The organism is Spiroplasma endosymbiont of Labia minor (genome assembly GCF_964019845.1).
Classification (GTDB): Bacteria; Bacillota_I; Bacilli_A; order Mycoplasmatales; family Mycoplasmataceae.
The window spans coordinates 491,333-513,632 of sequence record NZ_OZ026465.1; the positions used below are offsets into that span (position 1 = coordinate 491,333).

Here is a 22,300-nt window from a genome sequence, read left to right on the forward strand (position 1 = left end):
TTTCCAGAAAGATGGTGATAAGAATGGAACACAAGTTGCAAAACTATAGTGAACATTACTACCATGGTAAAATAGTCTTTCCAGAAATTTATATATGATTAAAATTAAAATTTCAAGAAAGTAAATTTAATAAAAAAGTATTAATTAATGCCAAAATAGCTACAAAAAAAGGTTTAATACCAAGTTCAAAAATAACATGTCAACAAGCTTGAGATTGTATTGATATTATGGAAAGTCATATATTAGAATTAATTTATGATATTGGTTATTTAAAACGTAAAGTGTAAAATAATTGCGAAAGCAATTATTTTTTTATTGAAAGGGGAAGAAATTAAATGAGGAAAATTAATATAGTTCTTTATGAACCTGAAATTGCTGCAAATACTGCAGCAATTATGAGAACAGCAGCAGCTACAAATGCAAAATTACATATCATTGAACCAACAGGGTTTATTATTGATCACAGAACTTTTGGTCGATCATCTGCTGGAAATTGAGAAAATTGCGAATATACTATGTATGATAATTGAAATGATTTTAAATTAAAAAATCCAAATATTATATTATTTTGTATGACGAGATACGGCAAAAAACCATTGTCCGATTTTAATTTTACAGTTATAAATAAAGATGTTTTTGTTATGTTTGGCAAAGAATCAACTGGAATACCAAAAAATATTTTACAAGAAAATATTGAAACATGTTTTAGAATACCGATGGTTGCATCTGCAAGAAGTTTGAATATTGCAAATACAGTTGGAATTGCAATTTATGAAATTTTAAGACAGTGAAATTATTTAGATTTATCAAAAGTAGAAGTTCAAAAAGGTGAAGATTATTTGGACAATAAATAGGGGAGAAACTAATCTATGAAACAAAATCTACCATATGTTATTTCAGATTTAGATGGAACAATTGCAGATCATAATTTTAAAATAAATAGTAATACAATAGTTAATATAAATAAATATCAAATTGATTCTGGCTTTAAGTTTACATTTATTACAGGTAGAACATATGCTATGTGTTTAGAAACAATTAATTTATTAAATGTAAAACAACCGATTGGAATTTGCAATGCAGCGGTAATAATAGATCCTACTACAAAAGAAATTTTATATCAGAATTTAATGTTAAATAATTTAGTTTTTGATATTGTTAAAAAAAGTATTGATAATAATTTTAATTTTTCACTTTACACAATATGAGAAGTTATTGGAATTAAAAATCAAGGCAGAAATAAAAAATGAACTGAATTTAACAAAAACACAACAGAACAATTTCAAGTCAAAATTGTAAATTATGAAAACAAAAATGATTTAGTTAAAGATGTAAAAACGAGAAAATTTGAAGTTGTTAAAATTGTTTTTGATGTGGTTGATAAAAATCAAGAATTAAAAATCAAAGAAATGATTTCTCTTTATGAAGAATTAGTTTTTAATAAAGGTGCATCAGATATTGTAGATTGTATGATGAAAGGACCAACAAAAGAACATGGAGTTAAATTCTTAGCGGATTTTTGAAAAGTAGATCATCAATCCATATATGTGTTTGGTGATAATGAAAATGATACAGAAATGTTATGCGAACAAGAAAATAGTTTTGCTGTTGGTAATGCTGTTGAAAATGTAAAAATGGTAGCAGCAGAAGTAATAGATAGTATGGATAATGATGGCGTTGGTAAAAAATTATTAGAAATAATTTCAAATTATAAAGAATAATTTAATAATATCTCTTGGGGTATTTTTTTTATTTAATTTATAAACAAAATATGTATAATTATTTTGAAAATTAAATAAAGAGTATTTTCTTGTTTCTCATATTCACAGACAAAGTTATTAATAATTTTATATAAAACAATACAAAAATTGAAAAACAAGACCAGATTATATCGTGTTTAATTATCAATTATCAATTATTAATTAAAAAGGCTATTTATTAAATTTGGAAAGATTTGTATGAGACTAAACATTAATGAATAATTTATTTATACGTATTTTTATTAAATTAAAAAAATCGAAACTCATAAATATATGTGTTTCTTTTTTGCTTTGCCTTTTTTGTTTGATAGGAGGTATAGTGATAACAACTTTTGGAATAGCGTATCAAAATAATTTATATCAAAGTAATTTTAATTCAGTTTTTTATAAATATATTCCAAAAGAAAATATAGATTAAACAAAAATTATAGCGGCTATGAAGAAGTTATTGTTAAAAAAATGACATAAGTTTTTAATAATAATTATGAATATATAATGAATGCTTTGATTGCAAAATGAAATAGAATTTCTTTATCTGATGCAATAGAAATTAAAAATATACAATTGAGCATATTTGATAATCAATTAATTATTTTTTATAAAAATCATAGTAGCTTAAATGAAATTATAGAATATTTTCACACTTTATTATGAAAATCAATTTGCATGTATAGTGATAGTGAATTATGAACAAGTAATTGAAAAAGTCTACGAAACTATAAGACTGCACTTAATTCATTTTTTGGGGTCGGTTGAGCTATATTATCAAATGTAGGTATTTTTCTTTCTTGAACATATACGGGTCTAGTAATTACAAAAGACTATTTTATGGAAGAGTATACTAAAGGAACTTTAACTATTATGGAAAAATTTGCAAATGAAATTTTTAATGAGTATGTTATAAAACAAATAAAAAAATAGCACAATTTATGTACTATGCAGTGACAAAATTTATTGATTGAAATACTGCAGAAACCGCTTTTGCAACAGAATTTCCAGGATGAATAATGAGTCTTGTGGGTGCTGCATTTCTTGCATTGGATTTTAATAGTTATATAACAGGCAATGAATGATTGGAAGATATTTTTTTCAAATCAAATTCAGAAATTAATGAAGGATTTGTAAATATAAAATATGATTTAGAAAAAGAAATTTCACAAGGAAATGAAAAAATTATGGAATGAAATGATAAAATAGATGATTACAATAAACAAAAAAATATTTTTAAGGAAAAATTGTCAAAATTAAATTATTTTGTAGATAATGAAGAAAGTTTAATAGATAATCAAATCAAACTTTTGGAATTTGAAAATATTATTGATGATATTATAATAAAAAAAATTACTAATGACGCAAAAGAAAAATATCAATATTTATATTCAGAGGATAATACAAATGTTTTTTATAATTTATTTAATAAATATTCAGCAAAAATTAAACAGGATAAAAGTGATATTGACAAAAAACTAGTTTCTATAAGAAAAAATTATGTGAATTTTGATAAGCCAATGTTTCTGAAATTATTGTCAGGTAGTGTTTATATGAAATCAGAAAACATAAATGTATTCATAACAAAAGCAAATTTTGAATGATATAATTATGATGATAGTTTTAGTGCTTAGGTGAAATTTATGATTGTGAAAACAGAAAATTTTGATAGTAATATTAAAATATGAAATAAACTATGTATTTTACTTAAAAGTTTAAGAATAAAATTTGGGATAATGAAAGATTGCTTATTATAAATAATATATTGATTGGAATTAGTATGGAGATAATTTCTCTTCTAGTTAGTGTATTTTTAATGCGTGTATTTTTTAGTAATTTTCTCATACCATTTATAATATGATTTGCAATATCTTTAGGTATATGAATTTTATATTCTATTTTCATTCGTTACTTAATTCAACATTTTAATTATAATGGTAATTTAAAAAGATTAGAAAAATGTATTAGGGATTTGCATGATTTTAAAGACCTTTTTAACAATATTGTTTTAAATAACAAAAATAATTTTAAAGTTAAATTTCAATGCTTTTTACGTAAGAAAATTTTTATTTCAAAAATGGAAATTTACACAGATGATGTTTTTTTGAAAAATGAGTTAGAAGAATTAATGAACAAAGAAAATAATTTTTATACTTTATTTATTGAATATAATAAATTAATAAATGATAATTTTTATGATTATAATTACTTAATTTCTAAAAAAAATGTTAAAAATATTTTGCGTAATGTTTTAGAAAATTTATCTTATTCTACAAACAGCAAAAAATTAATTAGAAGAATAAATTATTTGTATCTTTTAATTTGATTTATTTTTGTTTCATCAATTTTAATTTATATTAGCCTCTTTGTAGAAGAAGGCGGATTAATTAAACAAGTATTTTATAAAGCATCACAAGCGACAGGGATATTTTTCACTTTTGTGTTAATTTTCACTTACGGAATTATTGAATTTATTAGATATGGAATTTATCTAATTTTATTCTTCAAAAAAAATAAAATTAGAAATCAAAAAAATAAAGGAACTCAATTGATGTCTAATTAATGACAATGTGATTAATGAAAAATTATATGAAAATTCAATTCCCAAAAAAAGGAAAAATTTTTACATTGAAAATTAATATTGATTAAACGAAGAATGATGTAAAAAAAGAGAATTTGAATGAGAACGATTACGCAACATTTTAGAATGTCGATTTTTGAGAATAATAGTGTTACTAAATTTTCAATAGAACATACAGAGCAAGTGTACATTGTTTTGAATTATAATTACGATCAATTAGCGCTGTTGTTTGAATGATATAATGAATTTAAAACATCATCAATGATTGTATTATCTTAATAATGAGCATTTAATAAAAGCTATAATTTTGCAATATTTTTTTAGTTCTATAAATTGAAAAAAATCAACAATGTCAAAATAATTTGATACAGTTAATGATGTAATACTCATAAAAATATTAGGAGCGTTTTTAAAAAATGAAAAATAAAAAAAGAATTGCTATTTTTGGTGGGTCTTTTGATCCAGTACATACAGATCATATTAATATAGCCATTGCCTGTCATGACAAATTGAATTTTGATGAAGTTTGAATGACACCATCTTGGGTAAATCCATTTAAACAAATTAATGTTTCGTCATCCGTAAAAGACAGATTAACAATGTTACAAATTGCAACTAAAAATATTTCTTTTATTAAAATAAATGAATATGAAGTTCATAATCAGAATGTTAGTTTCACATATGAAACTGTGAAGTACATGATTGCAAATTTTCCAAATTATGATTTTGAATTTATTATGGGTTCTGATCAATTAGATAATTTTGAATTATGAAATAATTTTGAAGACTTAATCAAAATTATTAAATTTAATGTTTTCCAAAGAACTGAGATTTATAATGAAAAAATAGTAAAAAAATATAATCTAAAAGTTTTTACATTTAACAATAATAATATTTCTTCAACAGATATTCGTAATTTAAGAAAAATAAATTTGCAAATACCAGAAATTAATGATTATATAAATAATAATTTATTATATATTGAAGAAAGAGTTAAATCGAAAATGGATAATGATAGATTTATTCATTGTTTAAATGTGGGACAATACGCAAAAAGGTTAGCAATTATTAATGGTGTAGATCCAAATAAAGCATTTATAGCCGGAACGTTGCATGATATTGCAAAAAGATGAGAAAAAAGCTTAGCAGAATTATATTTAAAAAAATATTTACCTGTCATTTTAAAAGAACCAGAACAAATATGACATTCTTATGTTGGATATTTGCATTTGCAAAAAGATTGACTTATTAATGATCAAGAAATTTTATTAGCTGTATTGAAACATACAGTTGCAGCAGCTGAAATGTCAACATTAGATATGATTGTTTTTGTTGCAGATAAAATATCTTATGAAAGAAATTATCCTGGTGTAAATGAATTAAGAACTATTGCAAATGAAAATTTAGAAAAATCATTTAAAATGATTCTAAAAGCACAATATGATAATGCGATAAAAAAACATGGTGAAAATAAAATTGGGGCATTAATTAAAGAATCATACAATTTTTGAATTGGAGAAAAAAAATAATGTTTATTATAGTCGCTATGTATGATGAGGTTAAATATTATCTTGAAAATAATAATTTTGAACTTATTCAAAATGAACCATTTAAAATTTTTAAGCATAAAAATAATTTTGTGGCAATATCTGGAATAGGTCTAGTCAATGCAACAATAGCAACTACTTTAATTTGCGAAAATTATTTAAACGATGATCAAATTTTAATTAATATAGGTTTAGCTGGTTCGATTGAAGATAATTTTGACATTCTTGATTTAGTATTGATTGAAAATTCAACTTTTTCATTTGCGAATGCAACGGGTTTTGGATATGAAAAGGGACAAATTCCAAAAGAAGAAAAATTTTTTGCAAATTTTAATAATGAATTTGTAAAACAGAAAATGAACAAAATTAAATTTGGTAATTTAGCATCTTCTGATATATTTATAAGTGATTATAATTCAGCAAAAGAGAATTTTTTGGGCTTTCCAATAAAGATAGATCTACTTGATATGGAAGCAAATGCAATCGCCTTTACATGTTATAAATTTAAGAAAAAATTAATATCACTAAAAATAGTATCAGATATTTTAAAAGTTAAGATAGATAATGAAAGTCAGTTTAAAAACATATTAGAATTAGGATCAAAAAAAATAGAAATGGTTTTAACTGATTTTGAAAATATTTTAAATTATTAATTTAAAATATTTATAGATATTTATAAAAAGCGTACAATATCTTTGAAAGTTCAACATATAAAATTAATTTAATTAATTTTATAAAATTTAGCTAAAATATTTAAATAAAGTCTTGATGAAACAGAGGAAAATATGAAAAGAAAAATAGATTATTCTGCAGAAGCGAAATTTAGAGAAGAATACATACTTAAAGTTTCAAAAGCAACAGATAATGAATTACTAGAAATGACAGATTGCGATAAATTTGGTCATGATGAACAAGAACATTTATTTAAAATTAAAAAATTTGGTGTAAACAAAATGATAGAAGAAAAAGAAAATTGATTTAAAAATATATTAGAATCATATTTTGGATCTTTTAATATTTTACTTTGAGCAATTGCAGTTTTTGAATTAATTATTTTCTTTGTTAATGGTAGAAAAAATATAGATATTATTTCATTTTCATTTGTTATTTTTATGATTTTATTGGCTGGAACCTCAGATTTAATTCAAGATGTGCGTGCAAATAAAATTTCCAATAATTTGAAAATGAAAGTAAACAATAAAATTAGAATTATACACGGTAATATTGATAATATTTCTGCAATGAATCAACATTTAATTGATGTAAATTCAACTATTATTGATGAAAATCAAATTACAATAGGAGATTTAGTTTTTATAAAACCAGGTGATGTAATTCCTGTTGACATGAAAATTTTATTTTCTGAAAATTTATATATAAATCAATCATCACTTACAGGTGAATCATCTGAAATTGAAAAAAATACTAGTTATAACGATTCATTTAAATCTATTTATGATTTGCAAAATATTTGTTTTGCCCAATCATCTGTATCAAGAGGATTTGGTCTTGGCATTGTAATTAATATAGGAGAGAATAACTATTACAATTTAATTGTCAAATCAGCAAATGTTAAGCCAGAAAAATCTTATGAAATTGGTTTAAAAAAAGTTATAAAGATTCTTATTTGATTTATTTTGATTTGAACACCAATGATTTTCTTGGTTTCTTTTTTAATTCAATGATTAAGAAATGGCAATATAGATTTATGAACTAATTCAGTGGTTTTTGCAATTTCAGTTGCAGTTGCAATAACACCAGAATCATTGCCAACCATTTTAGCTGCCAATTTGCAACGTGGTGTTAGCGATATGGCAAAAAATAAAGTAGTTATAAAAGATATGTCTTCAATACAAACATTAGGAGAAGTCAATATTTTATTTACAGATAAAACAGGAACTTTGACAGAAGATGAAATGAGTTTAATTGCGTATATAAATGCGGACTTTAAAATAGATGATGAAATCTTAAAATATGCAAGTATCAATGCTTATTATCAAATTAATTCATCAAGTAAAATTGATGAAATAATTATTAATTCAATTGATATTAAAGAAAATAGATTAACTTATACAAAAATAGATGAACTGACATTTGACTATGAAAGAAAGATGGTTTCTCTATTAGTTAAAAATAATGAAACAAATAAAAATATCCAAATAACCAAGGGAAGTTACAATGAAATTTTAAAGCGATCAAAATTTATAATTAAAAATGGTAAAGCAATAGATTTAACTTCAGATTTAGTAAATGAAATAGAACAATTTGTTCAAAAAAAATCATCAGAGGGCGGAAGAATTATTTTGGTGGCTTTACAAAATGAAATTGAAGATAAAATTTTAGAAGATAATTTAACGATAATTGGTTATTTAATTTTTTCAGATACTATAAAGCAATCAGCTAAAAATGTTATTAAATTAATTTATGATTATGGTATAGATTTGAAAATTTTAACAGGTGATTTATTAAACAACAGTAAAAAAATTGCAAGTCAATTACAATTGCATAATACTAATGGTATTGATAATGAAGATATTGAAAAAATGAATATTGAAGAATTGGCAGCTTCTATAAATCAAAATACCATTTTTGCTAAATTAACTCCATTAGAAAAGGGCAGAATAATAGAAGCTGCCAAAAAAAATGGCTCAGTAACTGCATTTATCGGAGATGGCACAAATGATATTATTGCAATGACAAATTCATCTGTTGGGATATCTGTAAATAACGGTTCATCACTTGCAAAAAAATATGCAGATATAATTTTATTAGAATCAGATTTAGAAGTGCTTGAAAAAACTTTTGTTAGAGGCAGAATTATTTTTGCAAATGCAATGAAGTATATGAAAATAGCAATTGCTTCAAATTTTGGTCTTTTACTTTCTATTTTAATTGGTGTAATATGATTAAATTTTTCACCAATGTCACCACTTCAGCTATTGATCCAAAATTTAATGTATGATTTTACAAATTTAATCTTTATAATAGATAAGGTTGATCCAGTAACTACTGCATCTCCAATAAAATGACGAACTAGAACTTTTATACCATTTGGAGCCTGAAATGGTATTTTAATGACAATAAGTTCAACTTTAAATTTTTTGTTTTTAATGTTTATCTTAAATTTTAAAAACCATTTAGCTGGACTTGATGAAAATTCAAATAGTATTTTTATTGATCAATTTAGAACTTCATTTTTTTTGGAAAGTCTAATTACGCATTTTGTTTTTGCATTAATTTATCGAACAGAAACTATTTCATTTTTCAAATCAAATCCACCAATGTCTATTTATCTATTTATTATTGTCTTTATTGCTTTTGGTTTTGCCATTGTTTATATACCATATGTTAATTCAACACTTGGTTTTGAAGGATTACCTGGAATTTGATATGTTTATATGTTAGGTTCTACGATATTTATTTGAGTAATTGGCGAATTAAATAAAATTGCATACAAGAAAGTATTTAAAACACTTTATTAACAAAATAATAATTTAAACTTATCTAAAAATAATTATTTTGTTTTTAGATATATGTGACAAAAGGAGTTTTAACAGTGAAACAAACATATCTAATTTTAATTGCTGGTGGTACAGCATCTGGTAAAACTACAGTTGCAGAAAAAATTGCCAAAGATTTATTGCAAAATAAATCAGTTTGCTATTTAGCGATGGATAATTATTACAAAGAATTTAAAAATTTATCAGATGATGAAAGAAAAAAAATAAATTATGATCATCCAAATTCATATGATTTAACATTATTAGAAAATCATTTGAATATTTTAAAAAATGGTGGTGAGATTGAAATGCCAATCTATGATTACACAAATAATTGTCGCACAGATAAAACTATTAAAATTGCAAAAAGTGAAGTATATATATTAGATGGTATTTTAGCATTACATGTAGAAACCATTAGAAATTTAGCTGATTTAAAGTTATTTATTAAAACACCAGATGATATTCGTTTTATTAGAAGATTTGAGCGTGATTTTACAGAAAGACACCGTTCTCAAACTTCTATAATTGAGCAATATTTAAATACTGTTAGACCAATGCACATTCATTTTGTTGAACCTAGTATTGATTTTGCAGATATTATTATTCCATATTTAAATGGAAATGATATTGCAATAGATTTAATTGCCACAAAAGTAAAATCTTGAATAAAATAAGGCATTGCAAAATGAATTAATATTGTTTATATTATCATATGAGTAGATGAGGAATAAGTATGAGTGAAAATAATAAAGATTTAGTCTATAATGAAGACTCCATTGAAGTTTTAGAAGGTTTAGATGCTGTTAGAAAAAGACCTGGAATGTATATTGGTTCAACAGATGTTAAAGGTTTACATCATTTAGTTTGAGAAATTGTTGACAATGCTATTGATGAAGTTTTAGCGGGTTATGCTACTGAAGTTAATGTTACTTTAGAAAAAAATGGTTCAATTACAGTTAAAGATAATGGTCGTGGTGTACCGATTGGTCAGTATAAAGATACAAATAAATCAACACCAGAAATAATTTTTTCAATTCTACATGCTGGAGGTAAATTTGGAGGATCTGGTTATAAAACTTCTGGAGGATTACATGGTGTTGGTTCTTCTGTTGTTAATGCTTTGTCATCTAAATTCAAGGTTCAAATCGCTCGCGAAGGTAAATTAATGGAAATTAAATTTTACAATGGGGGAAAAATTAAAGATACCCTTCATCAAATTGGTTTATCTAAAAAAACTGGTACAATTGTTAATTTCTTACCAGATGAATCCATATTTTCATCAACAAAATTTAGTTTTACAACTATTTCAGAACGTTTAAAAGAATCAGCATTATTAAATTCAGGTATGAAAATAACATTGGAAGATACTCGCTCTGATAAAAAAGTTGAATATTTATTTGAAGATGGCCTAAAAGAATTTATTTTAGAATTATCAGAAGGTCAAAAAAAAATTACAAGTCCAATAACTTTTAAAGGTATTCAAGAAAGAATTGAAGTTGAAATTTCAATGTCATATACAACTGAATTTAATGAAACAGTTTTAGGTTTTGCAAATAATGTAAAAACAATTGATGGTGGTTCACATATTGTTGGTTTTAAAGCCGGAATTTTGAAAGCATTAAATGATTATGGCAAAACAAATAATATTATTAAAGAAAAAGATCGTAAATTAGAATCATCAGATATTAAAGAAGGTTTAATTGCCATTGTGACAGTTAAAATACCAGAGGATTTAATACAATATGAGGGTCAAACAAAAAGCAAATTAGGTACATCAGAGGCAAGATATGTAACTGAAGCTATTTCATATGAAAACTTTAATTTTTGATTACAAGAAAATAAATTATTGGCAATTTCAATTATTGAAAAAGCCTTGCTTGCTAGAAAAGCTAGAGAAGAAGCAAGAAAAGCAAGACAGCAAATTCGTGAATCAAAAGGTAAAAATAAGGGTAAAAATATGTTAGGTAAACTTACCCCAGCACAAGGAAAAACTAAATTAAACAACGAACTATTTTTAGTTGAAGGTGATTCTGCTGGTGGATCTGCAAAATCAGGGCGTGATCGTACTTTTCAAGCTATTTTACCATTAAGGGGAAAAGTGATTAACGCAGAAAAAACCAAAATCTTTGATTTATTAAAAAATGAAGAAATTAATACAATTATTAATGCAATCGGTTCTGGATTAGGGTCTGAATTTGATTTGTCAGAATCAAATTATGGAAAAATAATTATTATGACAGATGCCGACACTGATGGTGCACATATTCAAACTTTGCTTTTAACCTTCTTTTTTAGGTATATGAAAGAATTGATAGTTAATAAATATATCTATATTGCAATGCCTCCTTTATATAAATTAACCTTAAAAAATAAGAAAACCGATATGCGTTATGTTTGAGATGAAGATGAGTTGGCACAAATATTTAAAAAAACAAGTTCAAAAAATTATGATATTCAACGTTATAAAGGACTGGGTGAAATGAATTCAGAACAATTATGAGAAACAACTATGGATCCTGCAAAAAGAAAATTGATTCAAGTAAGTATTGATGATGCTTTAATTGCTGAAAAAACTTTTCGTATTTTAATGGGTGATAATGCAGAACAAAGAAAAAATTGAATTGAAGAAAATGTTAAATTCACATTAGAAGATGGCGATATTAATTTAGTTTTTAATGAAGGACACGTAGATTAATTATTATGATAAATGTAATAAATGAAGATGCATATAAAATTCTCAGTGAAAACATGGATTTGTATAATAAAAATTCAAAAAAAATTTATCGATTTCCCATTTTTGATACCAGAACGATAATTTATAGTAGAGAAGGTCATATTTTAAATGTAAATAGTATAAATGCAAATGAACTTATTCATAATGCAATTTTAAATGTTTCAAATCAACAAAATTCACTCTCAATTAATTTAAATTCTCAAGATGATATTAATTGATTTAACAACACTATCTTAAATATGAATAAAAATCAGGAGAATATATTAAAGATTTTGAAAGAATATACTAAACCAGAAGCAGGATTATTTATTTATGATGAAACATCAGATAAATACTATATTAATAAAAAAACCGGTTCTTTACTTTTAAAATCAAAAGAAATTTCAAAATCTATTAATATTATTAAATGAAATTCATTTAAAATATTTAAATTGTTAAGAAATTTATATAATTATTCTGATTTTAAAAAAGATTTAGATGGTTTAAACAGTGAAAAAATTATTAATCAAATTTCAGAGGCTGTTAAAAATGTTAAAAAAAATTATCGTCTATTATTTAAAATTGAAAGTTTTCCAAAATGACATGTTGAATTACACATTGAACCAGATGAAATAATGCTTATGCTAGATTTAACATCAAATATTGAAGGTTCAAGTTCTGATTTATCAATTACAAGTTCAACAGATATATTACATGCAGATATAAAAGACATTGAAAAGTTAAAAGATGTTTACCAATTAGTAAAAATTATTGATCACACAAATGAAATATTGGTAGCTTGCGCGAGACGCATTTTATCGCAATCAGATCCAAGATGATATATACAAAATACAAGAAATAATAATTGATATTTAACAGAAATAGGCAAAGATATGTTAAAAATGATTAATATTGAAGGATATTTAAAACAATATTAGAACAAAAAGGAATTATAATAGTATGTCAAATCAAGATAAAAATAACGAAATTATTAATGAAGAAATAATTCATTACCCACTAGAAGAATTGATGGGTAATCGTTTTGGTCGTTATGCCAAATATATAATTCAAGAACGTGCATTACCCGATGTTCGTGATGGGTTGAAACCCGTTCAAAGAAGAATTCTTTTTGCTATGAATGTTTTAAATATTACTTCAACTAAAGCTCATAAAAAATCAGCTCGTATTGTTGGTGAAGTTATTGGTAAATACCATCCACATGGTGATACTTCTGTTTATGATGCGCTTGTTCGTATGTCACAATGATGAAAATTAGGTGAACCATTAATTGATATGCAAGGAAATAATGGTTCAATTGATGGTGATGGTGCAGCTGCCATGCGTTATACAGAAATTCGTTTAACAAAAATTGCTGATTTATTATTGATGGACATAGAAAAAAATACTGTGCAATTTGCACCCAATTTTGATGATTCTGAAAAAGAACCAACTGTATTACCTGCATATTTTCCAAATATTTTAGTTAATGGTGCAAGTGGTATAGCTGCAGGATATGCTACAAATATGCCACCACATAATTTAGGTGAAATTATTGATGCTACAATAGCTTTTATTAAAAATCCAAAGATAAAATTTAATGAAATTCTAAAAATCATTAAAGGACCAGATTTTCCAACTGGTGGAATCATTCGTGGAAATGAAGGAATTAATAGTGCGCTTGCTACTGGTCGTGGCAAAATTATTTTACAATCAAAATTACACATTAAAAATCATAATATCATTATTGATGAAATTCCATATGAAGTTATTAAACAAGATTTAGTAAGAAAAATAGGCGATGTTGTTGATGCAAATCCAAATTTAAAAATTAAAGAAGTTCGCGACGAAACAGATAGAACCGGTTTAAGAATTGTGATTGAATTAGCAAATGATGCAGATATTGATATTGCGAGAAAATTCTTATTAAAAAATACACCAATGCAAATTTCTTACAATTACAATAATGTTGTAATTGTAAATAAACAACCAAAACAAATCGGCGTGAAAGAAATTTTAAAAGCATATGTAAAACATTATGAAAAAGTATTTACAAATCGTTCACAATTTGAACTTGATAAAGCAACAAAAAGAAAAACCATTATTGATGGTTTAATTAAAGCAATTTCTATTTTAGATCAGGTAATTTTGATAATTCGTAATTCTAAAAATAGAACAGACGCAATTCAAAATTTAATTAGTCAGTTTGATTTTTTACAAATTCAAGCAGAAGCAATTGTTGATTTGAGATTGTATAGACTAACATCAACAGACATTGTTTTGTTGCAAGAAGAAAAAAGTGAATTAGAAACTTTAATTGAAAAATTACAAAAAATTATTTCAAATAAAAATATTTTGGATAATGAAATAATTTTAAATTTGGAAAAAGTAAAAAGAGAATTTGCAACAGCTAGAAAAACTGTTGTTGATTCAACTGTTGAAAATCTTGATGTCAAATTAGAAAAAACAATTGTTGAGAAAAATTATTTATTATATGTATCACAAGATGGTTATATGAAAGCAATAGATCCAGCAACTGTTGGTAAAAATTCATTTGATGATTTTAAACGTAAACCAGGAGATATTTGAATTTCTGCTGTTGAAGTATCTACACTAGATTATTTATTAATGATTTGTTCAAATGGTACTTATTATTCAATTCCAATTTATAAAATTCAGCCATCAAAATGAAAAGATATTGGAATGCATATAAATAAAATAGCTACGATGTCAGGTAATGATAAAATTTTAGCTGCAATTATTGTAAAAAAATTTGAAAATGCAAAACAAGAAATTTTATTGTCAACAAAAAATGGAATGATTAAAAGAGTTCCTATCTATGAACTTGAAACTAAAATGTATTCAAAATCATTTAGAATTATGAAGTTGCAAGATGATGATAAAATAGTATCTGCATCATTAGTTACAAGTAAAACCAAATTTGTAATTATGGTAACTCAACAAGGTTACGTTGTTAGATATAATATTTCAGAAATTCCATCAATTGGTGTTAATGCAAAAGGAGTAAAATCTACAACTGCAAAAGATGATTTTGTTATTGCTGGTAAAGCTTTTGAATCAGGTAATGTTTTATATATTACAAACAAAGGAAACATTAAAAAAGTCAAATTGGAATTAGTGCCATTAATGGCAAGACCAAAACGTGGTGTAAGATTATATCCACAAAATAAACGCAAAGATGAATTAGTTACTCATTTATTTAATGCCAGAGAAATAGATAAAATTAATGTTTTAAATGAAGCAGATGAATTATTACAATATCGAGTTTCGAAATTTAGATTTGCAACCTTTGAAGAAACTAATTCAGATTTAGATATTGGATTAATTACAGATGCAACTTTAGAAAAACAATTTATTGTGCAAAATAATGATACACCAGTAAAAGCAATTCCTTCTATACAAATATCTAAACCTGAAATTAAATCTATAACTAAAACAAATATTGAAAATACTACACCTGATAAAAAAGTGGAAAACGAAGATACAGAAGAACTTCAATTGAATATTGACGATATATTATAATAATTTCAAATAAATATTTTTTGGGGGGCAATATGAAAATAAAGGGAAGAATCTCAAAATTTTTATATACAAATGATTCTGGTTGAGGAGTTTTGTTATTTAAAGATGCCAAATCAGATAGTATAACTTATAAAGTTACTGGAATAGTTCTTAATTTAAAACCAAAAATAATTTATGAATTGGAAGGTGATTTTGAAACTGATTCAAAATATGGTAGAAGTTTTAAAATGACAGAATATAAAATTGCTGAAATAAATTCAAAACAAGATATCATCAATTTTTTTTCCTCATCAATATTTCCATCAATTGGAAAGTCTACAGCTGAAATTATTTTTAATAATTTTGGTATTGATGCTAGAAAAATTTTAAAAAAAGATCCGGCAAAAATTTATGAAATTGAACAAATATCAGAAGAAAAAGCAAAAATAATTTTTAGTGTTATTTCTGAAAATAATGAAAATAATTTTATTGAAGAAAAATTTATGAATCAAAAATTAAATATTCAAATATTATCAAATATTAGAAAAATTATAAATGATGATACAAAAATTTTGGATATATTGCAAAATGATTTTTATTTATTTGCGATAAAAAATAAATTAAGAAATTTTGAAGAGATCGATAAAATAGCAATTGAATTTGGTACTGATCAAAATGGCAAAGAAAGAATTTCTGCTTGAGCAAATTATTTTACAAATAATTATTTGATTAAAACAGGTGACACATATATAAAATTTGAAGCATTAATAAAAAAATTATCTTTAAAATTTAATAATATTGAAAATTTAAGTGGCAATTTAATTTATGCAAAAGAAAAAAATATTTTATTTTTTAAAAATCAGAAAGTTTATACAAACGAAAGTTATAACGATGAATTGATTATTGCAAGAAGACTTGTAGAATTAAATACTAAAAGTAGTATGGATGAAAATAAAATTAATGAATTGATTACTGAAATTGAAAATGAAATAAGCATAGAATTAAAAATTAATAATTTTGCATATAGTGAAAATCAAAAAGAAGTTTTGTTTAAATTTATTAGTAATGATTTTTCAATTGTAACTGGTGGACCTGGAACTGGTAAAACTACAGTAATTAATGGTATTACAAAATTATTTCGAAAATATTATCATTCAAGTGATATAAAATTAGCAGCGCCAACAGGTAGAGCTAAAAGCAAAATGAATGAATCAACAAATATAGAAGCATTCACAATACATAAATTGTTAGGTTTTAAAAGTTTAGATCAAGAACCATTATACAATTCTGAAAATAAATTGAATTGTGATTTGTTAATTATTGATGAAGTTAGTATGATTGATAATTCTTTGTTCTCTCAATTGCTTTCATCACTTGGAAAGATAAAAAAATTTGTTTTGGTAGGAGATGTAAATCAACTTCCATCAGTTAATTATGGTGATGTTTTAAATAATATAATTGAGGCAAAAAGATTTGAAACTACAATTTTGGAAAAAGTTTTTCGTCAAGAAAATGGTAATGGTATAGCAGATTTAGCACATTTAATATCAATAGCAAATAAAGAAGCGACAAATTTTTCAGATGTTTTTGCTATGAAAAATGTTGAATTTATTTTTGAAAATAATGTAAATAACTATGAAGAAAATATAATTAAAAAATATTCATCATTTTTTAATGGAACAATTTGAAATGCAAACGTGCAAATAATTTGTCCAATGTATGGTGGAGAAATAGGAATAGTTGTTATTAATAATTTAATTCAAAAAATTTTTAATTCAAATACACAAAAAAATAAACCAAAAGTTTTTTCAAATAATAAATTTAACTATTATGAAAATGATCGCATAATGTTTACAAAGAATGAATATGATTTAGGTTTATCAAATGGAGATGTCGGTTACATAAAAGAAATGAATATAATTAATGACAAAAAAATTTTAAATGCAAAAACTATTTTCAATGATAAAGAAATTGAATTAAAACAATCAAATTTTAATGATGTAGATTTAAGTTATGCATGTTCCGTTCACAAAACACAAGGATCAGAATTTGATTATGTAATATTGGTGTTAGATCCAGATTTTTATCCAGTATTTTTAACTAAAAAATTAATTTATACTGCAGTAACAAGAGCAAAAAAAGAATTAGTAATAATTACAGATAAGAAAGTTTTTGAAAATTCAATAACAGAAGAAACAGTTAAACGCAATACTACATTAGTTAATCGTTTAGAAGAATTTATTGCTAAAATATAATTGTTGTTTTTAATATTTTATAAAGGGGTGTAAAAAAATGGAATTAAATAAATCTTTCAAATCTTCAACGTTTACATTTATAAAATATCTTATGACAGTTGGGGGTATTTTCTTTTTATCGGCGCCCTTAATAGCTTTTTTATTTATGATTGATAAAATTTCTTTAACAAAAAATACTGCTCTAGCAATAATTTTATTATTAGAATTATTTTCAATTATTTTTATTGGTGTTTTTACATTTTTTAGAATTTACTTGCATATAAAAACTAATTTTAAATATAATTTGAAAGAAAAAAAATATTTAATTTTATCATTTTCTTTTATGTGATTATCATTTATATTATCATTTATATTATCATTGCTTTTATTGCATTTAAATGTAAATCATATTTTATTTTATGTGATATATGCATTCATTTTTATTATACAAGTCATTTCATCTATTTTTGAATCTTTAACTAGAGTGCATGAAATGATTGCAATAAACCAAATGACTAATTCAATTAAAAATGTCAAAAAGAATTCAGTTAATAATGAAAATTCAGAAAAACAAATAAAAAAAAATATTGATAAGTCTAAAATAACGACTAAAATTATAGAGAAGGGTAAAAATGATAATCCCTTTTTGCAAGAGAAAGAAGAAATAGATAATGATTAAACTTGGCACAATAGGTACAAGCTGAATTACAGAAGAATTCATAAGATCTGCAAAATTAAATCAAGATATTAAAATTACAGCTGTTTATTCTCGTGATAAACAAAAAGCAATTGATTTAATTAAAAAAACAGAATTATCAAGTGCAAGAAGTTTTAGTGATTTTTCCGAAATGCTTTCTCAAATTGATGCTATATACATAGCATCACCTAATGGTCTTCATTATAGCCAGGCAAAATTCTTTTTAAGTCAACAAAAGCATGTATTTTTAGAAAAAAGTATGACTTTTAAATTAGAAGAAATAATTGAGCTTCGTAAAATAGCAGAATTCAACGATGTTATTTTAATGGAAGCCTATAAAGTTATCCATTTGCCACAATATAAATTTTTATCGAATATGGTTAATCATAGTTTACCTTTTTTAGCAAATTTTCAAATGAACCAGTATTCATCAAAAATGCCACTAGTTAAACAAGGAATTTATCCACCGGTCTTTGATCCAAATTTAGGTAAAGGTTCAACATATGATATTTTAGTATATCCAGTTGAATTGGCTATTGCATTGTTTGGCAAAGTTATTGAAGTAAAATCTCTTGCACAAAAATTACCAAATGGTGTTGATTTAACAAATATTGTCTTATTAAAACATGAAAATGGAATTTTAACAAATATAAGTTGTTCAAAAGCTGCTTATGGTCGATATTTTTCTGAAATTTATTCAGACAAACAAACTTTATCATTTAAAAATTGTACACAATTAAACGAAATAGAATTATATGAATTAGAAAAAGATGACGTGAAAACTTTATTTAAATGTAAAAAAGATGAACAAGATGCCTTTGCGTATGAAACGCAAATGTTTATTGATTTAATCTTAAATCAAAATACAAAAATGAAAAATTTTTTATTAGATATTAGTCAAGAAACAATTAGAGTATTAAATTTAATTGAAATAAATCAAGAAAAAATAGGAGAATACTAAAATGAAACTAAATAAATATATTGATCACACATTATTAAAAGCCGATGCAACAAGAGAACAAATAAAAATTTTATGTGAAGAGGCGATTAAATATGATTTTGCCACTGTTTGTTTGAATTCTTGCAATATTTCTTTTGCAAAAGAAATATTAAAAAATTCAACTGTTGGAATTACAACTGTTGTTGGTTTTCCACTTGGTGCAAATTTGACAGAAGTTAAAGTTGAAGAAATTAGACAAGCCGAAATTCATGGTGCAACTGAATTTGATTTTGTCATGAATATTGGTTTTTTTAAATCTGGTTTATATGATGAAATATTAAAAGAGTTCATTATATTACGTGCATCAACTAAAAAAATAATTAAAGTAATTATTGAAACTTGCTTATTGACAGATGAAGAAATAATAAAAGCATGTCAATTAGCTGTTGATGCTAAACTTGATTTTGTAAAAACGTCAACTGGGTTTTCAACAGCTGGTGCTACTGTTGAAAATGTAAAATTAATGAAATCAGTTGTTAAAGATAAAGCTAAAATTAAAGCAGCGGGTGGAATCAAAAATATTGATGATGCAAAAAAAATGATTGATGCAGGCGCAGATCGCTTAGGAACTTCTGGTGGAGTTACAATAATTAATGGAGAAAAAATTGCTGATAATCAATATTAGACAATTAAACTAATTTATGACAAAAAAGAATAATATAAATAATCGAGCGAAAAAAAATGATTATGAAAATATTTTAAATAACACAAAAGGAGAACCTAGAACTTTGGGTTTGCGTTTTTTGTTTCGTATTATAATTATTTTACTTTTAACTATATTTTTAATTTGAGATTTTTATAGGCAATACACAGAGCCTTTAGATAGATTTAAACCATTAGAGCATTGAGAAAGAATGGAAGTATATTATTCGTATTGAACAACCCAAACAAATTACATAGTTCTTGTATATTTTATCTGAACTTTAATACAACGTTATGTTTTGCAAAAAGAAATAAATGTCATTGTTTTAATTGGAATTACAACATACATTACAACAACAATGTTTATTTTCTGAATAGGTGTAATTTCAGCCGAAAATTCCTCAAATTATACTTATTTAGATTGATTATCAACAATAATTTTGCATCTTTGTGTACCAGTTTTATTCATTATTGTTTTTTCTTTATATTGTGGTGTGGATCGAATTTTTTATAAAAATTATTCTAGAAAGTGATTATGAAAATTTATTTTATATCCAACAATTTATTTAGCATTAATCTTACTAAGAGGAGAGTTAAAACTTCATTATTTACCATTCGATGATTTAAATTTAGATGGTGTATCAGATGACGTGAAAAATGCTTTAAAATGGGCTAGATATTATCCATACAATTTTTTAGATTATCATAATGGAAATTGATTAAAATTTATGGCAGGCTGCATTTTAGTGACTGCATCTATTTTTGGTTTTCAATATTTATATGTGACTATTTCAAATGCTAAATTTTATCGTAATTATTACTGAAACTTCATTAAAAAAAATAATCTAAAAAACAATTAATACAAAAAAACAGCTGAATAAAAGTCTTTCTTTAACTTTAGGTTTTATGATATCATTATTTTGTTGAAAAGGAGAAAAATTAAATAATGAAAAAAAATAAAGTTGTTTTAGTTGGATGTGGTGCTGTTGGTACTTCATTTCTATACGCGGCAATTAATCAAGGCTTAGCATCAGAATATGTTTTAATTGACGTTTTCCCAGATGCTGCAGAAGGCAATGCGATAGATTTAGCAGATACAATGGCTGTTTTACCAACAACATTCACATCTATAAAAGCAGGAACATATGCGGATTGTTCCGATGCTGAAGTTGTTGTTGTAACAGCTGGTAGACCACAAAAACCAGGAGAGACACGTATTGAAATGGTTTCTGATAACGCAAAAATTATGAAAGAAATCGCAATTCAAATTAAAGATTCAGGCTTTAATGGAATTTCAATTATCGCATCAAATCCAGTTGATGTTTTAACAACTATTTATCAAGAAGTGACAGGTTTTAATGAACATAAAGTTATAGGTTCGGGAACTACTTTAGATTCTGCAAGACTAAGAAGACTATTGGCAGAAAAATTGGAAGTAGCACCAACAGATGTTGATGCTTATTTAATTGGTGAACACGGGGATTCATCAGTTCCAGTTTGATCGAAAACTACTGTAATGGGAAAAGCAGTTAAAGATTATTTAGATGAAGAAAAAATTAGTCAAGCAGATTTAGACAAAATTTGAAAAGATGCTGTTAATATGGCCTATGTTATTATAGAAAAAAAACGCGCAACATTTTATGGAATTGGTGTTTGTTTGGCAAGATTAATGAGTGCGGTGCTTAGAAATGAGCGTCAAATTTTTATGATCGGGGCTAAATTAAACGATCAATATAATCATAAAGGCTTTTATACAGGTGTACCTGCATTAATTTCTGCAAATGGTTGAGAATACATTTTAGAATGAAATTTATCAACAAATGAGCAAGCAGGTTTTGATAAATCATCTAGTGTATTAAAAGATGTTGTGGAACAAGCGAGAAAAGCGATTGCATAAATACTAATTTTTAGTAAGACAATTAAGAAGTGTTTTATTATCTAAAATTACAATCAATATGATTGTAATTTTTTATTTTGAAATTAACATTTTTCAATCTTGAATGATTTAAATAATCAAATTAATTTGATTATTTTTTTAAGATAAGTTTTATGTAAATGATAGTGATGGCAAAAAGAGGATAACGGTATGGAACTGTATCTATCTGACGAACATTTA

General features: G+C 24.5%; 20 protein-coding genes. All 20 read left to right on the top strand.

Annotated elements, in window-relative coordinates; translation table 4 throughout:
- Positions 1-23 precede the first annotated feature (23 nt).
- The 20 genes from AACK85_RS02560 to AACK85_RS02655 all read left to right on the top strand — a co-directional run bounded on the left by AACK85_RS02560 (position 24) and on the right by AACK85_RS02655 (position 22,081).
- Positions 24-287 carry a hypothetical protein gene (locus AACK85_RS02560; RefSeq protein ID WP_338970940.1) on the top strand — a complete coding sequence of 88 codons (264 nt, stop codon included), beginning with the start codon at positions 24-26 and terminating at the stop codon, positions 285-287.
- Between the two features lie 48 nt (positions 288-335).
- Positions 336-854: a tRNA (cytidine(34)-2'-O)-methyltransferase gene (locus tag AACK85_RS02565; RefSeq protein ID WP_338970942.1), complete on the top strand. Its 519-nt coding sequence runs from the start codon at positions 336-338 to the stop codon at positions 852-854.
- A gap of 15 nt (positions 855-869) precedes the next feature.
- The gene (locus AACK85_RS02570) at positions 870-1,721 is read left to right on the top strand and encodes an HAD-IIB family hydrolase (RefSeq protein ID WP_338970946.1); all 852 of its coding nucleotides are present in this window, start codon (positions 870-872) and stop codon (positions 1,719-1,721) included.
- A gap of 534 nt (positions 1,722-2,255) precedes the next feature.
- Complete coding sequence (locus tag AACK85_RS02575) at positions 2,256-2,681, top strand: hypothetical protein (protein WP_338969131.1); 426 nt, start codon at positions 2,256-2,258, stop codon at positions 2,679-2,681.
- Positions 2,682-2,689: 8 nt separating this feature from the next.
- Positions 2,690-3,382: a hypothetical protein gene (locus AACK85_RS02580; RefSeq protein ID WP_338969133.1), complete on the top strand. Its 693-nt coding sequence runs from the start codon at positions 2,690-2,692 to the stop codon at positions 3,380-3,382.
- A 182-nt stretch (positions 3,383-3,564) separates the two neighbouring features.
- A complete protein-coding gene (locus tag AACK85_RS02585; protein WP_338969135.1) occupies positions 3,565-4,311 on the top strand; it encodes a hypothetical protein in 747 nt (248 codons plus the stop codon).
- A gap of 117 nt (positions 4,312-4,428) precedes the next feature.
- Entirely contained in the window at positions 4,429-4,608 is a 180-nt protein-coding gene (locus tag AACK85_RS02590; protein WP_338969136.1) for a hypothetical protein, read from the top strand.
- A gap of 137 nt (positions 4,609-4,745) precedes the next feature.
- Entirely contained in the window at positions 4,746-5,858 is a 1,113-nt protein-coding gene (locus AACK85_RS02595; protein WP_338969138.1) for a nicotinate-nucleotide adenylyltransferase, read from the top strand.
- Complete coding sequence (locus AACK85_RS02600; protein WP_338969140.1) at positions 5,858-6,529, top strand: 5'-methylthioadenosine/S-adenosylhomocysteine nucleosidase; 672 nt, start codon at positions 5,858-5,860, stop codon at positions 6,527-6,529. Before AACK85_RS02595 ends, AACK85_RS02600 begins: the two co-directional genes overlap by 1 nt.
- Before the next feature lie 132 nt (positions 6,530-6,661).
- A complete protein-coding gene (locus tag AACK85_RS02605) occupies positions 6,662-9,358 on the top strand; it encodes an HAD-IC family P-type ATPase (RefSeq protein WP_338969142.1) in 2,697 nt (898 codons plus the stop codon).
- Positions 9,359-9,432: 74 nt separating this feature from the next.
- Positions 9,433-10,053: a uridine kinase gene (udk, locus tag AACK85_RS02610; protein ID WP_338969144.1), complete on the top strand. Its 621-nt coding sequence runs from the start codon at positions 9,433-9,435 to the stop codon at positions 10,051-10,053.
- 59 nt (positions 10,054-10,112) lie between these two features.
- Positions 10,113-12,074, top strand: a complete 1,962-nt coding sequence (gene parE / locus AACK85_RS02615; RefSeq protein WP_338969146.1) for a DNA topoisomerase IV subunit B — start codon at positions 10,113-10,115, stop codon at positions 12,072-12,074.
- 5 nt (positions 12,075-12,079) lie between these two features.
- On the top strand, positions 12,080-13,030 hold the full coding sequence (locus tag AACK85_RS02620) for a hypothetical protein (RefSeq protein WP_338969148.1): 951 nt from the start codon (positions 12,080-12,082) through the stop codon (positions 13,028-13,030).
- 22 nt (positions 13,031-13,052) lie between these two features.
- Positions 13,053-15,632: a DNA topoisomerase IV subunit A gene (gene parC / locus AACK85_RS02625; protein WP_338969150.1), complete on the top strand. Its 2,580-nt coding sequence runs from the start codon at positions 13,053-13,055 to the stop codon at positions 15,630-15,632.
- 32 nt (positions 15,633-15,664) lie between these two features.
- On the top strand, positions 15,665-17,866 hold the full coding sequence (locus tag AACK85_RS02630) for an AAA family ATPase (RefSeq protein ID WP_338969152.1): 2,202 nt from the start codon (positions 15,665-15,667) through the stop codon (positions 17,864-17,866).
- A gap of 37 nt (positions 17,867-17,903) precedes the next feature.
- Positions 17,904-18,524, top strand: a complete 621-nt coding sequence (locus AACK85_RS02635) for a hypothetical protein (protein ID WP_338969154.1) — start codon at positions 17,904-17,906, stop codon at positions 18,522-18,524.
- Entirely contained in the window at positions 18,517-19,503 is a 987-nt protein-coding gene (locus tag AACK85_RS02640; protein WP_338969156.1) for a Gfo/Idh/MocA family oxidoreductase, read from the top strand. Before AACK85_RS02635 ends, AACK85_RS02640 begins: the two co-directional genes overlap by 8 nt.
- Before the next feature lies 1 nt (position 19,504).
- Entirely contained in the window at positions 19,505-20,167 is a 663-nt protein-coding gene (deoC, locus tag AACK85_RS02645) for a deoxyribose-phosphate aldolase (RefSeq protein WP_338969158.1), read from the top strand.
- A gap of 16 nt (positions 20,168-20,183) precedes the next feature.
- Positions 20,184-21,044 carry a hypothetical protein gene (locus AACK85_RS02650; protein ID WP_338969160.1) on the top strand — a complete coding sequence of 287 codons (861 nt, stop codon included), beginning with the start codon at positions 20,184-20,186 and terminating at the stop codon, positions 21,042-21,044.
- A gap of 86 nt (positions 21,045-21,130) precedes the next feature.
- A complete protein-coding gene (locus AACK85_RS02655; RefSeq protein WP_338969162.1) occupies positions 21,131-22,081 on the top strand; it encodes an L-lactate dehydrogenase in 951 nt (316 codons plus the stop codon).
- The last annotated feature ends 219 nt before the right edge of the window (positions 22,082-22,300 follow it).